The following is a 16,181-nucleotide window of genomic DNA, read 5'->3' as shown; positions in this document are numbered from 1 at the left end:
TAAAACGATGAGGAGATGTAGATATGAAAACGACTTGGCCTTTGTCCGGTATTACCCTGGTATGCACTGAATGCAAGAGTGATCTTTATGAAGCGGACAACTGTTTGATCTGCAAGACCTGCGGCCTCGAATACGCCTGGGAAGAGGGTCTCGCAAGTATGTTAATTGACCGTCCTGTAGCGGAGAAGCTTGCCGAAGGCGCGGCGCAAAAGGAAGCGATCATCGGCATGTTTGACTCTATTAACCAATCGCTTGAGGAGAAAAGACTGTCCAGATTTTCCACCTTTATTAACTGGGGTTATGCATCCGATAACGAACTACCGGGCGGCCTTCAAGGTATTAACCACAGCAGTATCCAGCTGCTTCGCGAAATTATTGGCGGCCTGGATGTTTCAGGCAAGGATATCCTGGAAATCGGTTGTGGACGGGGAGGCAACGTGAGCGAGCTATGCAAAAACTATGGGACCGGCAGCGTGGTCGGCATTGATCTGACACCGTCCAATATTCAATTTTGCCAAAGGAATAACCGATATGAGCAGGCTTACTATTGTATTGGCGACGCGGAGCAGCTGCCTGTTAAAACGGAAAGCTGCGACATTGTGCTGAACATCGAGTCCTCGCATTTGTATCCTCATATTGAGCTGTTCTTTACGGAGACCTACCGTGTATTAAAGCCAGGTGGGACATTTTTGTACGCGGATATTATGAGCGCTTCCGACGTGCCACACTATGAAGAGCAGTGGCAAAGACTAGGCTTTCACACCTCTTTGATCCGGGATATTACAGGCAATGTATTACAATCGGGAGACGATGCTCTGGAAACCCGCCTGCACGCGCTTAAAGGCTCCTTAGAAGGGGAAGATCGAGTATGGGAATGGCTGGAGGCACCCGGCACGCAAAATCATACCGATATGGTCGCAGGTAGAAGAGTATTCAAAATTGTCCATTTGGTGAAGATGCCTCCGGCACCGAAGGAGAGCCTAGCTATGGTTGAAGGAGGAGCAGCGGTGAGTAATGCTTGACCATTAACAGACGTTAACTGGGCGTGTCCGCAGTGCAAGCATACGCTTGTAAAGAGGGAGCTCTCATTCGACTGTACGTCATGAGGCGAAAGCTACCTCATGACCGCTGGCTCGATTCTATGGATCTCGTTCAGATAAGCCAATCCGTCGAGTTGATCCTGCGTAAACCCTCCTTGCGAGGCCAGCGTAGCCGAGGCCGCCGATGCGCGTTCTGCCGGATAAACCGGTACGATGACCGTAAGGGCCAGAACCGCGGAGCGCAGACAGGCTGCCCACCTGCGCTCCGATCTCTGGCCTATCCCCCAATTCGGCCTGCCCATTATTGAACAAAAGCAGCCGATCATATTGAACAGCTGCTTCTTTGTATTTTGAGTTATAGTTTCCTGTTAGCTTAATCTCTAGATTGCCTTAGGCTCAAAGTGGAGCTAACCGATTTCTTGCTTTTTCTCGGGATGAATCGAGATCTTTAGCCATTTTCATCTGAAGATGTTCAAGCTTTTGTGGATTGCGAGCATAAGCCGTTACGAAGTGTCCGTGCTCAAGCGCCTGACGGACGATTTCTCGTCCGGTTTTACCCGTACAGCCAAATACTGTGATGTTCTTGTTATCCACCTCCACATCTCTGCAAAGAAGCAGAAATCATCACCAATGTTAAAACAGAATGGTTTCGGGGGTAACACCCTTAGGATACTCTTCTTCCCATACGTTTTTCTCTACATAGGCCTGGTACCACATCTCGGCAATTACATCCGGATCATTAATTGCGCCAGTACCTGACTCCTTGATCAATAAACCTAAAGAGCGGTGGCCCACAAAAATCCCTTGAGCAGACAATGAAGTATGAAGATTAGCAACATAATTGCGTAACCCTGAAAGAGCAATACCGATATTCCCCATCATGGGCACAGGGTACATGGCGGATAATCCTGAGGTAAAGAGCAAGGCTCCCTCTTTCCTGGCGAGCATATCAGGGAGAACAGCATTGACTACATGGATGGCACTAACCACATTCGCCTCAAATGCGTCCCTGGCGTTCTCCGCCGTTAACTCCAATACAGAAGTGGGAGGATAATTGCCTGCTGTTGGACTGAATTCCAACACATCAATCAGACCATACTTTTCTTTCATGTTGGTCATAGCCTGTTCAATCTGTTCCTTGTTAAAAATATCTGCTACGAAATAAGATGCCTCGATACCATCCGCTTTCAGTTCATCCACCATATCTTGCAGCTTTGCAGCATTTCTTGCAACTAATGCCACTTGGAAGCCATGCTTGCCAAAGCTCTTCGCAATAGATAATCCTAGTCCCTTACCTGCACCAATAATCGCCAGTGTTTTCATTTATGATTCTCCTTTTATGAATGAGTTAGTGAGTTCAATTGACAGTTTTAATTGTAAAACGTACACTTAAACGACTCAATGGTTGATATGGTTCAATGTGTTAATTAAACATCACTTTTGATAAATCCGACTATTATTTATGGAGGGGAAGTACGAATTGGGCAAAGATAAAGTGGATCTGCGCATTCTCAAAACGCGGAAAGCCATTAAAGAAGCGTTTCTGAGATTAGTACAAACCAAAGGCTATGAACGAATTACTGTGCAGGACATTGCCGAAGAAGCGATGATAAATCGCAACACATTTTATTTGCACTATGTAGATAAACCTCAATTCATGGAGAAATTATTTCAGGAAAACGTGGAGAGTTTAAATGCTTGCTTAAGCCTGGAAGTGAGTTCAATTCATGAGATGGATAAAGATATGTTTGCTACCATGTTAACAACGATTTTCGACAATATTGAAGCCAATATGATATTTTTTAAGACAATGATCACTCAAAATATTTATCCAAACTTCTCCGTATACTTGAAAGAGGCGTTTAAAACGATCATTTTTTCGGGGATCGGCGATTATCGCCACGATGAGAAGATAAAAATTGGTCTCGAATACATGATATCTGGATTGGTAGGAGTAATTTGTCTCTGGATTGTTGAACCGGAGAACTACAGGGTAGATAACTTTATCGAGCAACTTAGTGAAATTCACTATTCTAACATGGTTGAATTGCTGAAGGATACTTGATAATAAACCAAATTAAATGGTAAACGTATATATCATATCTGTATATGTTTCACTATATTTTGGATGTGTTCGTTTAAATAAATTCGCAGATTGATGTATAAATTCGGTTTGGTCGTTCCTCTCAGAAGAAAAGAACAGTGCACCTTTTGCAGAGAGACTTCAAGAAAAGAATCCCTGGTCTCGCTCTTCTGACGGATATCACCTATTTACCTTATGGCCAGTCCAAGTTGTCCTCTCACCATCGTAAGCCATCTTTGAATGAGAGTAATCATTAAGATACGAAGATAACATTAGTTTTGTGTTAAGTTATTAAGAGCAACTACCTGCCCGTTAACTTAACAAAACAGCCGATCATAATGATCGGCTGTTTTGTTGCTTATATTGTTCTATTATTTTCCGTTAACGTAATCCTCTTTCTTCCTAGTCTCTTCTTTTCCTGCACGTAGATGATGCAGCATTTGGCGAGACGCTAAAAGGTAAAGTACCTGAGCAATTAGCAAGCATGCTAGCAATGACACAAATAGGTATCCGTGAAGGAAAATCAGTCAACAATTCAACGGACTTAGAAATGCTACTTGGTCGTAAACCAATGACGGTAAAAGAAGTATTACAACAATTGTTTGCAAAATATTCTAAGTGATTTCTTATGATTAATGGTCCTCTATAGTTTTACTGTTCTACTCAAAAAAAGCAGCCCCGCCAGTTTACTCGGCACCCGGATAAGGATTGATCTTCTGGATCGTTCCGTCTTCGTTGTATTTCAGCTCGGAATATTTAACGCAGCGCTTGTGGTTGACGCCTTCCGACAGGGAGCTGTCGTGATAGAACAGATACCACTTGTCTTCAACTTGCACAATAGAGTGATGGGTTGTCCAGCCGATAACCGGAGAGAGAATCTCGCCCTTGAACGTGAATGGTCCCGTCGGGTTCTTGCCGATCGCATATACGAGCTTATGCGTGGTTCCTGTAGAGTAGGACAGGTAGTAATAGCCGTTATATTTATGCATCCATGGGCCTTCAAAATATCTCCTGTCCTCATCCCCGGCCAGAATCGGATTCCCGTCTTCATCGACAATCGATATCTCGGCAGGCTTGCCCTGGAAGGACAGCATGTCGTCGCTAAGCAGTGCAACTTGCGGTCCAAGCGCCGGTTGGTCAGGAGCAGGTCCTTCTGCATCTGGCATGAAGCTGCCGGTCTGCCATTTCTCCAGCTGTCCGCCCCAGAGTCCGCCGAAATAGATGTATGACTGATTGTCGTCATCCACCAGTACAGCTGGATCAATACTGAAGCTGCCTTCCATATAATTCGGCTGCGGCTTGAACGGGCCTGCCGGAGACTCTGATGTTGCCACACCCAGACGGAAGATGCCGTCATGGTCCCGTGCCGGGAAGAACAGGTAATAGGTATTGTTTTTATAAGCGGCATCCGGTGCCCAGAGCTGCTTGGAGGCCCACGGAATATCTCTCAGATGCAGCGCTTCGCCGTGATCGACCACAGGGGAGTCAAAGTTGTTCATCGAGAGGACATGATAGTCTTCCATTTTATACTGGTCGCCGTTATCGTTGCTCGGCTCGTCATGATCGAGGTCATGGGAAGGATAGATGTAGATTTTGCCCTCGTAGACATGGGCGGACGGGTCCGCAGTGAAGATGTGGGTTACGAGTGGCTGGTGGGGCTTAGGTAGTTGTTGTTGATTCATAAGGCATCTCCTTTGGTATTGGAATTGTTCTCCTTCAGTTTCGGGCGTGAAGCAAGCGTTTACAATTTCTAATATTATTGTACAAGCCTTGCTTGTTCTTTCCTATACACATACTAAAGATCTTCCCCCGAAAATATGTACAATTCCCGCCTATTCCATTCCAATATACTGGAAATATACACTAATTGCTCGCGTTTTGCTTACCTGGGTGGACATTTAATTTTGATTTCATATTTCTTCTGGCAAGCTGGGGGATGAAAAAAGAAGCTGCTACAAAAGGTCCGGGTAACGCCAAACCTCCTCTTGATGCAGCTTCTTTTGTATTTCTACTCGCTTTGTACAGTAAATTTATAATAACTTTAAGCTTTGCGAAGCATTTGTCTCTCGCTTAGTTGTGAAAGCATATCCTTCGTCATGGCCTTCAGGTCGTAGTGAGCATGAAATCCCCATTCTGTTTTTGCTGCCGTCGCATCAATGGAATGCGGCCAGCTATCGGCAATCGCCTGTCTCTTCGGATCAACGTCATAATCGAGGATAAAGCCGGGAAGCTCATCCCGAATCGCTGCAGCGATCGCCTCCGGATCCACGCTCATTGCGGTGACATTAAATGAATTTCGGTGCATCAACCGGGAAGAATCCGCTTCCATCAAATCGATGATAGCGTTCAGGGCATCCGGCATATACATCATGTCCATGTTTGAGTCCTTAGCGATATAAGATGTATACCGGCCAGCCGTCACGGCTGCGTAATAAATTTCCACAGCGTAATCCGTCGTTCCTCCGCCGGGAGGCGTCATATAAGATATCAAACCCGGGAATCGCAGCCCCCTAGTATCCAGGCCGTATTTGTGAAAGTAATAATCACAAAGCAGTTCGCCGGACACTTTGTTCACGCCGTACATCGTATTGGGTCTCTGGATCGTATCCTGAGGGGTATTGTCTTTCGGAGTCAAAGGACCAAAAGATCCTATGGAGCTTGGAGTAAAAAATTGGCAGCCGAGCTCCCTAGATATTTCAAGTGCATTCATCAATCCGCCCATATTCAAATTCCAGGCAAGCAGCGGTTTCTCCTCTGCGGTAGCCGACAGCAGCGCAGCCAAATGGATGACGGTATCAACTTCGTACCGCTTGGCGATTTCGAACATCGCCTTATCATTCGTCACGTCCAGCAGCTCGAATGGCCCGGATCGGGTAATTTCGTGGGCGGATGACCTGAGATCCGTAGCAACGACGTGATCCGCACCATAAATTTCACGTAATTTAACAACTAACTCAGAACCGATTTGGCCTAGTGCTCCGGTCACCAAAATCTTGTACATAAGACATTCCTCCCGAAATGTACTCCCGCGAATGCAGCTAAATCAGCTTCATTTCCTTGCCAACTTTCTCATAAACGGAGATCACCTGGTCGAGCATCTCCTTGGTATGGGCAGCTGTCGGCATGTTGCGTATTCTTCCGGTTCCTTTCGGAACCGTCGGAAACAGGATTGCCTTGGCGTAAACGCCTTCTTCATAAAGCCGTTTGCTGAACTGTTGGGTGGTTACTTCATCGCCAATGATACAAGGTGTGATCGGCGTTTCGCTTTGGCCTACATCATATCCAAGCCGGCTCAAGCCATTTTTCAAATCATTGCCGTTCTCCCACAGCTTCTCGATCAGCTCTTTGTCATTCATCAAAATGTCGACAGAAGCGCTGCAAGAAGCGATTGCAGACGGAGGTAGCGATGTCGAGAACAGAAACGGACGGCTTCTCAGCTTCAACCATTCAATCAGTTGTTTTTTACCCGCCACATAACCGCCGACAACGCCAATCGCCTTGGAAAGAGTACCAATTTGAAAGTCAATGCGGTCGGACAATCCAAAATGCTTCACGGTTCCCGCACCTGCTCCGAGAACACCCGAACCGTGGGCATCATCCACATAAGTAATCAGATCGAATTCTTCTGCTATTTTCACGATTTCAGGCAGCTTTGCTATATCACCATCCATGGAGAAAACCCCGTCGGTGATGACCATAATTTTATGGTACTGACCGGATTCCTTGGCATCTTTCGCCTGCTGTCTTAAATCATTCATATCCGAATGCTTAAAGCGAATCACCTTGGCTCTCGACAGGCGGCAGCCATCAATAATCGAAGCGTGGTTCAGCTCATCTGATAAAATCGCATCATGCTGGTCCATTACCGCGGATATAGCAGCCATATTGCAGTTAAATCCCGATTGATACACGATAACGGCTTCCGTTTTTTTGAAACGGGCCAGTTTTTCTTCAAGCTCAATATGAAGATCCATCGTACCATTAATTGTTCTCACAGCCCCTGCGCCTGCCCCGTATGTCTGCGACGCCTTAACTGAAGCATCAATCAGGCGGTGATCTGTTGCCAGTCCCAAATAGTTATTAGAAGACAAATTGATTAGGGACTTTCCGTCGATACGAATAACAGGACCATTTGCCCCCTGCAGCGTATCGATGACGTTATATAGACCTTTAGTCTTTAGATCTTCGATGTTCGAACTTAAAAATTGGTCCAATGCTTGACTTGACATTCCATTCCCTCCTCGATATACGCATGTCCTCGTACAGGAGACACAGTATTCTTCAAAAAAACCCTGTTATAATAAGGAAATAAACTAATTTCAATGTATCATCATTTTTATTTTTTGTACACATGTGACGGACAAAAAATAAAAAAATCCGCAAAAAAACATAGCGATTGCTTCCCCATTCTCGGAAGCAATCGCTACTAGATCTTTGCTATACTTTTTGTTACATTCTATACTAATTCATCATGTATTAAACTATTATTATGCAATGAGAAACTCTATTTCAACCTGTGAGGTGATTTGATGAACAAGATTTTAGCGATCTCGATTTTGGGAATGGGTTTAACAGGTGCTGTTTTAATCATCTCAATTGCTCTGTTGTTTAACCCCCCAATAGGAAGTGTGTTGAAGATGGTTACTGTTGCTTCAACATTATCTTTTATTATATTTGCTGTTTCTGCTTTGATATTTCGTCGGCGATTAGATGATGAAAATAGTGAGTAGTATATTTATACTTCCTCGATTTAGGACGAATGCTTCGCAGTAGCAATCCTAACAATGTTTCTGCTTATCTTCAGAAAATAATGAAACATGCATTCCCCCTACAAGCACCCATGCCAGAAAATAGAATCTTCTGTTTTAAAATATATAGAGGCAGTGGCTTTCTATACATTTTTTTCCATAACAATCCAATATGGTTATACATCCCCCCATCTTCTTGCCAATAGGCTTATATAATGGGCATAAACCGTTCTTCAAGTAGTTGAAGTATACCGTACCGTTTTTCCTGTTCGATCCGTTGTTTCTCTGTGTAGAGCGTTTGAATGGTTCTACAAAGTCACTTCTACTAAGCTTACAGCATGTAAGATTGTCTACGGAGGAGCCCTTTTTCGTGATTTAAATACTCATACGTAAACATATACAAAAAAGGATCGTCAACATTTCTGCAACGATCCCTGTTGTCAGTCCGCTAGTTAAAATCAGTAGCTGATCAATTTGATGCCTTATTAAGTTTGATTAAGCTAACGTTTCCCGTTAGCTTAATCTTGAGCTTCTTCGAACAACTCTCTGAGCATCCGATCCTTGTTATTCACAAACTCTTTCATAATCATATAATGGTCGGTTTCTTCCAATACTTGGACTTCAATACCATCCGGCTTTAGATTGTAAATAATCGAATCTGGATATGCCATAAGGATTGGGGAATGGGTCGCAATTATAAATTGAGAGTTTTGCAAAACAAGTTCATGGATTCGTGTCAGCATCGCCATTTGGCGAAGGGGAGACAGTGCAGCCTCAGGCTCATCCAGTATATATAATCCATTCTCCCCGAACCGATGAATGAAAGTGGAAAAGAACGACTCTCCGTGGGATTGCTCATGCAAGGACTTGCCACCATACGATTCTATAATAGGGCGAGCAAATGAAGGTTGGCTGTCCAACTCATCGATCGTCGTGGCTAAATTATAATAACTCTCTGCCCGGAAGAAGAAGCCATCCCTCGGGCGTCGCGGACCTCTGATCAATTGTATATATTCATATAAGTTCGAGTGAGTAGCCTGGGTTGAGAAGGAAAAGTTGATCGTCCCACCCTCCGGGTTAAATCCCCATGCGACTGCAATGGACTCCATCAGTGTTGATTTGCCCATTCCATTTTCACCTACGATATAGGTTATCTTGGGGTGGAAATCAAGAGTATTTAGGTTTCGAATAACCGCCAAATCGAAGGGGTAACGATTATAGGTGGGTACTTTTTGCCGCTTAAGCTGAATTTGTCGTAAATAGGGATGCTGTATATTAATATAGTTCACTCCCTTTTAAGCCTTTGATTGTTATACTTACCTTTTTTGAAAAATACTTACTCATGTTTGTCTCAAGCTTTAGTTTACTCCATCAAACAAATAATACCACATACCGAAACTATTCTGCCCGTTAGCTTAATTAAACAGATAAATGTTCTAATCGACATCGGTACCATGTTCTTAAAATCGTTATTCAAACGAAGTCTTATATTAATGTGGGTTTTATCTCGCCATAGGAGTTCCATCATGCTACTATTTAGATAACTACCTAATCTGAAATGACACAATGTTCTTGTCCTTTTGGCAATGGAACCAAGTTCTTGTCTTCAGCTCGGGACACTGCCATGCTTATTCATATGAAAAGAAGTCCGCAGAATCTGCGGACCTAATTGTGTAATACATGATGTTCCCTCATAGTGTTTCAAATCACGAAAATACCTCACGATTACGGAACGCTCGATATGCACCAAGTACAACTACACCCGTAAACATTCACCTCTTTCCACTGCTTTGATCTAAACCTTAAATTGCTCTCGCATAATACATCCACAGTGCAAAAAATACGATTAAAACAAATAATAAGCAAGTTAGTAAGGTGTAGAATATCAAGGGATTAAAGAAACCGGCGATCACGGAGGCAATGCCCAGACCAATGAGAATGATTGCTGTGCTGAGTGTGCCGGCTCTCTGGAGTATCATCACACTCCGCTCGTCATTCTCCTCAATATACTGCTTCTTCAGCTCGGCTTCATTATTACTGGCTTTTATATACCTGACGAGGAAAAAAGCGACGGCCAATTCAACCCCGATAAAAGCGCCTGTGTGAAATCCCTTTATAAAACTAGGTAAATCGGGTAGTCCACCTCGGTAAAATATAAGTCCTACATAGATCAATAGGGTAGCAGCGGCTACCAGTGACAGTACGTTTTTGCGAGTTTTTACTTTAATCTTGTACTTGTCCATTTACATTTCCTCCACTTCGCTGAAATCAAAAACATCTTCAATGGCGAGTCCAAAAAAATTGGCAATTTTGTAAGCAAGAATAAGGGAAGCCGTATACTTTCCCCTTTCAAGAGAGGTGATGGTTTGCCGGGTAACACCAACAATTCGTCCCAGCTCTTCCTGTGACAGCTTATGCTGCTTACGCAGTTCTGCAATTTTTGTCTTCAAGTGATCACGTCCTTGCAATGTTTACTTTGCATTTTATATGATTTACAAATATTAGCTGGCTCCGCACTATCATTAATTAGAAAAGTATCTCTCACATGATCAAGTCTAAATTTAAACGACCGATTCCCAGGTAGAAATATTGGGAATCGGTCGTAAGCCAATTATAGAGTATGAGATTTCAGGATCTCCGGTTTGCCCAGCATCTGTTCCATCTGATCTTCATTCGCTCTATCCAAAATCGCAAATTACTGTTCTTTATACACGCGTACATAATCCACCTGCATAGTCGCCGGGATATCGGAGGCGTTCGGGGTACGGCCGCCGTCAAAGTTTCCGCCGATTGCCAAGTTCATAATGAGGTAGAACGGCTCATCGAAAGGTGCATTCGGATTATTCGGTGCAGCTGCGGAATACCACTGCTCGTTAGTGACTTTATAGTAAAACTTGCCGTCTACATACCATTTAATGTTGTCCTCTTCCCAGACTACCGAGTATACATGATAATCATTTGCAAAAGTTTGCCCCGCCGGGAAGTGATAATCGCCGCCCGAATACTGGTTTCCAGGCCATTGTCCACCAAAGTGTATGGTACCGCTTACTGATCCAGGTAGACGGCCTCTCGCTTCCATAATATCAATTTCACCTGATGCAGCCCAAGTGCCGTATACCGAATCTTTTGGAAGCATCCACAGTGCTGGCCATACACCATCACCTGTAGGAAGCTTGGCACGAAAATCGACTCTGCCGTACTTCAAGGACAGTTTATCCTTGGTGTTAATCTTTCCCGAAGAATACTGTGCATACCGATTCGGGTCTTGTGGGAAAGATTTGCTGTCGTTCATGGCTTTGATATTCAGCTTCCCGTCCTGTACATATACATTTTGGGTGCTGTTTGTGTAGTGCTGCAGTTCTGCATTTCCCCATCCCCAAGTACCGGGATCGTTATTGAGATAATATCCTGTTTCATAGTTCCATTTACTTGTATCCAGCGTAGTTCCGTTGAATTCATCCTGCCAAATGAGGTTCATGCCCGAGATTGCCGGGTCGGTTGGCGTTCCGATTGAGATATCCTCTTGATCGGATACATCCGGACGCGGAGCATTTGGATTGCCGATGAAAGTATAGTTGACGAAGTTGTTGCCAATATTTCCACCCGCCTCTCCGTTCAGCGGATATCCAATACGGATCTGCATATTTTCTTGGATTGGCTGGAACCAAAGACCATAGATATGATCAGCCCAATAACCCCACTGGTTGGCATCGGACATATTGTTATACCCATTACCGGAGTAGGCAAATTTGCTCTGGCTGGAGTTACTCAAATCAACCCATTGCCCATTCATGTTAATTTGGTATATAAAATTGCCCAGTTCCTTGGCGATTGGCGCGCCCCCATCAATTTTGGGAAGCGGAACCCCAATGGAACCATTCGCATCTGCTGTAAAGGTTGTTCCTTCGTATGGCGTAATGACATATGAATTTCTTGTAGGTTCATTAAACGTAATGGTATAAACAAGATTAGCCGATGAAGTCTTTGATTCCAATTTTACATTGATCGACTCCGTTACGTTAAACCAGTAACCTCCTCCACCGTCGGTGAATTGGCCAAAGTTGTGATCGTAGATCCATCCGCTGGCTGCGTTATTGTCAATATCAATCCAGGTGCTGCTGTTTACAGGTTTGACATACACCTTCAAATCATCCGCAACAGCTTCATAAGTGACCGCAGGATTATTGTTGAACGTTGGATATGTAAAGCCCGAACCGCCTGTGAAACTTGCTGTGATCTGTGGACCTTGTGTTGCATTCATCGCTGTAATGGTTGTTTTGTTGATGTTTTGGAATACAAGTTGATACTCCAGCTTAACACCATTCGCTTTGGAGTACAGTTGAATCTCAGTTGTTGCGGAGAGGGTGAACCAATAACCATTGAAGCCGCCATCGTTCCAGTGCCCCCAGTTTTGGTTATAGATATAACCGCCTGCCTGGTCGATATCAACCCAGTTGTTTCCCACTTTTACATTCACGCCCACATCACTGTGAACATCATTCCATGTCGCAGAGCCTCCATTGAACTTAGGCATAACAAATCCGTAGCTGGCCTTGCCAACCCCAGATTTAGAAATAATAGGCCCGTCTGCTGGTGAGAAGTACTCCATTGAGGTTACGGTAGTTCCCGCTGCCTGAACCTTTGAAGTTGGCAGTATGCCAATACTAGCCAGCATCACAACCACAAGGAACATACCGAGTACCTTTTTCATAAACCGTTTCGCCGTAAAGTGAGATGGTTTCATAATTGCCCTCCTTTAATAGAATAATAGCTTCTCCCAATCCATGCGCATTAAGGAAATCGCTTACATGAAGGGATATCTTTATTCTATCGAATAGATTAATTCGCTGAAAAGGTACAATTGTTTTTGTGGTATCCCATTTTTTTGGCTTTTGATTCAATCTGCCTTCTGCCGCATCATCTGTCGGTACTCTGTGGGTTGGATCTGCATCACAAGTCGGAACGCGCGTGTAAAGCTTTTGTAGCTTTCATATCCAACCATAGCAGCCACCTCCACAATTTTATGATCGGTTTCGGCGAGAAGCCGCCGCGCTTTATCCAGACGCACATCTCGTAGGTATTCAGCAAAACCTTTACCAATATTCTTCTTAAACAGATTTGAAAAATAAGCATAATTAAGCGATACATGATTGGATACCATCGCGAGGTCCAGCGGTTTGTGGTAACTCTCGTGTATAAAACGAATGGCTTCGTTTAGATCCTGCGAATGGCGATAGCTGCACTTATAGTCATAATATAACTGATTCAGCCGAAGCAGCTGCTGTTGCAGTGCTTGTATATAATCACGCATCCCTTGATAATCAAAGAGATTACGCAATGATTTAAGGTCCAGCACTTCTTCCCCCATATAGGGGCGGATAACTCGTTCGTATTCCTCCATCATCTGAACGGTGGCGGCGCAGAGCTGTTGGGTATAGCGAATAGGATAACGTTGCAGCACCTTTTTATGAAATATTGCAGAAATACCCTGAGTAATTGTTCCGCTGTTATCTGTTCCAATCGACTGGAACAGTTCGTATAAGTCTTCATAGGGAAGTTGCCACTGCTGTTCCATATGCTCAATATGTGCTGGGAAGATACTGTACTGATCAGGAAACAGGTAACTGTGGCGATAGAGCTCAAGCACTTGGGTATAGCTGTCGGGTAGTTCTCCTAACCCCTGAATCGGGTTAGTCATGGCCGTTATGACATTGATCTTTCCTTCCTTGAGCGCTGCAGGCAAAACACTTGAATCTATGGACGCATCCACCGCAAGGATCAGGTATGGGCGATGTTGCAGGCAAATACAACCTTGTCTGCCAAACACACGATAAGCAATGGCTTCCATGCTATGGGCGCTGCTGGCTCCGGGCTGGTTCATGCAAACTTCTTCCCGCAGCAGGGCTAGACGATAATTACGCCATAACGCATCATTTTGTTCCTCAATCTGAAGGATCCATGCGTCATCACTTAACGCACCTTGCATAAACATTCTTAATTCTTTACGATCGGTCTCTTGGGCAAGACGGGATACACGCTGCATATTATGCGTAAGTGCCTGCCGTGTCTGGATCTCTTGCCATACATGCTCCAGGGAATGTTGCAGATCCTCTCGCTTCAAAGGTTTGAGCAAGTAACCCTTTGCACCAAGCCCGATCGCTTTTTGGGCATATGTAAAATCACTATAACCGCTGATAATGAGGTATTCCACATCCATGTATTCCTCTTTGGTTTGAGCCATGAGCGTCAACCCATCCATATCGGGCATCATAATATCGGTAATAACGATGTGAATGCAATGTTGCCGCAATAGGGACAGCGCCTCAATCCCACTCGCGGCACAGTATATGTTGTTCAGCTCCAGAGGAAATTGATGCAGCATGGCCTGCAGGCCGTCACGAATGTGTTTTTGATCGTCCACAATCAGGATATTAATCATGCTCTACCACCCTCCAAGATTTACATTTTCCCAAGGCAAGCGTATCGTTACGCAGGTATATGCACCTTGCACACTATCAATCCAAAGACCGCAATTCTTGCCATAATGAAGCTGCAATCGCTTATTCACGTTTTCCAAACCAAGTCCGCTCCTGCTAGTAACCATCGGTGTATCCGATTCGCTCCGCAGTAATGCCTGAAGACGGTGTAACATCTCAGGCTCTAACCCCTTTCCGTCATCTCTTATGTTAATGAAAAGCAGACTGTCATTCTCCACAGAAAAGGTAATCTCTATAGTTACCCTGCCGCCTGAAGGTGCCCCGTGATGAACTACATTTTCAACGATAGGCTGCATACACATCTTGGGAATGGCGTAGCGAAGTATCTCCTGAGGAAGATCCGCCGTCATAACGATACTGCCGCCTTCCATAAAGTTGATAAATTCAATATAACTTTGGATATTGGCAAGCTCCTCACGAAAAGCGACGGTATCGCTGCGCCACTGCATGCTGTAACGTAGCTGGGAGCCCAACGACACCAATGAATTGGCTATAGCAGGCTGCCTCTGTACCTCTGCCTCCATACGGATCGATTCCAGGGCGTTATATAAAAAATGAGAATTAATCTGCGAATGCAGGGAGTGCAACTGTGCGTTTTTGGCAATTAACTGCTTATCCACGACCTGTGTCATTAGACGTTTGACCTCATGTAACATTTTATTGTAATTCACCGCCACCTCATCGATTTCATCCCCTCTTTCGTTCTCATCAAGGCCTATATCAATCATTGCATCCAGCTCGCCTTTCCCTACCTGACGCATGGATACCAGTACGCTGTCCAACCGCCGGAAAATACGCCGCGTCGTTTGGGATACGAGTAACATAATGAGCAGCAAAACACATAATGTAATCGTTACCACAAATGCATACCAACTGCGCGGCCCCTTCATCAATGCCTGATGGGAAGCAATCTCGACCACATAAGTGTTCAACGGAGCGATGTATCGATACAATGCATAGAAGCTCTGATCTCCCACCTTAACCTGAAGCGGGCTTTCCTGCGGCAATATATCCAGCTGGCGATGAATACTGCCAAGGATCTCCTCCATCCCCTGCCCGTATTTCTCAGAAAACTCATGTTGGGGATTGTAAACATATTGGGGAGGATCGCTTGCGTTCATCAACACCGAAAAGAAGTCCCCCTTGCTCTCCTGGAGCAGGTCGCTGAAAAACATGCTGTGCGGGACTCTCACTTCCATAATACTAGGGCGCTTTTGTTCCTGCCCTTGAAGGCGAACCAGACGATAGTAGGATAAAGTGTGTTCACCATCTCTAAAAGAAAATAAACGGTAAGCCGCACCACCTTCGTCCCGAAGCTTTACCCAATAATCCTGCGGCCAAAATTTCTTATAATGATAGATTTCAGGCCAGATTTCATACAAGTTTGGATTATCGACGTAAAAGCTAAGTTCACTGATCATCGCATTGCTTTGAATGATATTAAGCATTTGCTCAAACTGGTTTTGCTTAAACTTCACCAGACGCAGTCCATCCACAAGCATATTGGAATGAATAAAATCTACAAATGACTTTTGAGTAAGGGCTGTATTGGAAACGTTCTCAATCATATCCATTCTTCTGCGCAATTGTTCATTCAGCCATGAAACGTGGCTGTTGCCCGTTGCCATAGCGTCCTTATATAGCTGGGTTTCTTGCATGCGGATATACACAAAGGATATCAAAATAACAGGTATGGCAATCATCAGGCTAAATGCCAGAAACAGCTTTTGGGATATACGGGCATTGCGATAAAGCTTCCTCAATCTCGTTAGCAGGTATTTCATTCTGATATTCACCACCTTTGTTATACCAT

14 protein-coding genes are annotated in these 16,181 nt (G+C 44.4%); 3 read left to right on the top strand and 11 right to left on the bottom strand.

The window, feature by feature from the left end; all coding sequences use genetic code 11:
- Positions 1-23: 23 nt before the first annotated feature.
- On the top strand, positions 24-1,022 hold the full coding sequence (locus MKY66_RS16420; RefSeq protein ID WP_076215203.1) for a methyltransferase domain-containing protein: 999 nt from the start codon (positions 24-26) through the stop codon (positions 1,020-1,022).
- Positions 1,023-1,436: 414 nt separating this feature from the next.
- Here MKY66_RS16420 and MKY66_RS16415 read toward each other — a convergent pair whose 3' ends face one another.
- A complete protein-coding gene (locus MKY66_RS16415; RefSeq protein ID WP_076215198.1) occupies positions 1,437-1,634 on the bottom strand; it encodes an NAD(P)H-binding protein in 198 nt (65 codons plus the stop codon).
- Positions 1,635-1,673: 39 nt separating this feature from the next.
- The gene (locus MKY66_RS16410; protein WP_076215195.1) at positions 1,674-2,363 is read right to left on the bottom strand and encodes an SDR family NAD(P)-dependent oxidoreductase; all 690 of its coding nucleotides are present in this window, start codon (positions 2,361-2,363) and stop codon (positions 1,674-1,676) included.
- A gap of 157 nt (positions 2,364-2,520) precedes the next feature.
- On the opposite strand from MKY66_RS16410, the gene MKY66_RS16405 reads away from it, so the two are divergent.
- Positions 2,521-3,105, top strand: coding sequence for a TetR/AcrR family transcriptional regulator (locus MKY66_RS16405; RefSeq protein WP_076215192.1), 585 nt, complete (start codon positions 2,521-2,523; stop codon positions 3,103-3,105).
- A 704-nt stretch (positions 3,106-3,809) separates the two neighbouring features.
- On the opposite strand, the gene MKY66_RS16400 is transcribed toward MKY66_RS16405, so the two are convergent.
- The 3 genes from MKY66_RS16400 to MKY66_RS16390 form a co-directional block, all read right to left on the bottom strand.
- Complete coding sequence (locus MKY66_RS16400) at positions 3,810-4,805, bottom strand: glycoside hydrolase family 43 protein (protein WP_076215189.1); 996 nt, start codon at positions 4,803-4,805, stop codon at positions 3,810-3,812.
- A 359-nt stretch (positions 4,806-5,164) separates the two neighbouring features.
- Positions 5,165-6,124: an NAD-dependent epimerase/dehydratase family protein gene (locus MKY66_RS16395; protein WP_076215187.1), complete on the bottom strand. Its 960-nt coding sequence runs from the start codon at positions 6,122-6,124 to the stop codon at positions 5,165-5,167.
- Positions 6,125-6,161: 37 nt separating this feature from the next.
- Positions 6,162-7,352: a glycine C-acetyltransferase gene (locus tag MKY66_RS16390; RefSeq protein ID WP_076215184.1), complete on the bottom strand. Its 1,191-nt coding sequence runs from the start codon at positions 7,350-7,352 to the stop codon at positions 6,162-6,164.
- A 300-nt stretch (positions 7,353-7,652) separates the two neighbouring features.
- Here MKY66_RS16390 and MKY66_RS16385 point away from each other — a divergent pair, with 300 nt between their 5' ends.
- Positions 7,653-7,853, top strand: a complete 201-nt coding sequence (locus MKY66_RS16385) for a hypothetical protein (protein WP_036673648.1) — start codon at positions 7,653-7,655, stop codon at positions 7,851-7,853.
- Between the two features lie 536 nt (positions 7,854-8,389).
- Here MKY66_RS16385 and MKY66_RS16380 read toward each other — a convergent pair.
- The 6 genes from MKY66_RS16380 to MKY66_RS16355 form a co-directional block, all read right to left on the bottom strand.
- Complete coding sequence (locus MKY66_RS16380) at positions 8,390-9,151, bottom strand: AAA family ATPase (protein ID WP_076215430.1); 762 nt, start codon at positions 9,149-9,151, stop codon at positions 8,390-8,392.
- Between the two features lie 522 nt (positions 9,152-9,673).
- On the bottom strand, positions 9,674-10,114 hold the full coding sequence (locus MKY66_RS16375; protein WP_076215182.1) for a hypothetical protein: 441 nt from the start codon (positions 10,112-10,114) through the stop codon (positions 9,674-9,676).
- Positions 10,115-10,321 (bottom strand): helix-turn-helix transcriptional regulator, encoded by a 207-nt coding sequence (locus MKY66_RS16370; protein WP_076215179.1) that lies wholly within the window; start codon positions 10,319-10,321, stop codon positions 10,115-10,117. It abuts the gene before it with no gap.
- 245 nt (positions 10,322-10,566) lie between these two features.
- Complete coding sequence (locus tag MKY66_RS16365; RefSeq protein ID WP_256704315.1) at positions 10,567-12,615, bottom strand: glycoside hydrolase family 16 protein; 2,049 nt, start codon at positions 12,613-12,615, stop codon at positions 10,567-10,569.
- A 153-nt stretch (positions 12,616-12,768) separates the two neighbouring features.
- Positions 12,769-14,310 carry a response regulator gene (locus MKY66_RS16360; RefSeq protein ID WP_076215176.1) on the bottom strand — a complete coding sequence of 514 codons (1,542 nt, stop codon included), beginning with the start codon at positions 14,308-14,310 and terminating at the stop codon, positions 12,769-12,771.
- Between the two features lie 3 nt (positions 14,311-14,313).
- Positions 14,314-16,131, bottom strand: a complete 1,818-nt coding sequence (locus MKY66_RS16355; protein ID WP_339805261.1) for a histidine kinase — start codon at positions 16,129-16,131, stop codon at positions 14,314-14,316.
- Positions 16,132-16,181: the final 50 nt, after the last annotated feature.

Origin of the sequence: Paenibacillus sp. FSL R5-0766 (assembly GCF_037971845.1) — a bacterium.
Taxonomy (GTDB): Bacteria; Bacillota; Bacilli; order Paenibacillales; family Paenibacillaceae; genus Paenibacillus.
Note: the sequence above shows the minus strand (reverse complement) of the source record. Positions and strands in the feature narration are given on the sequence as shown.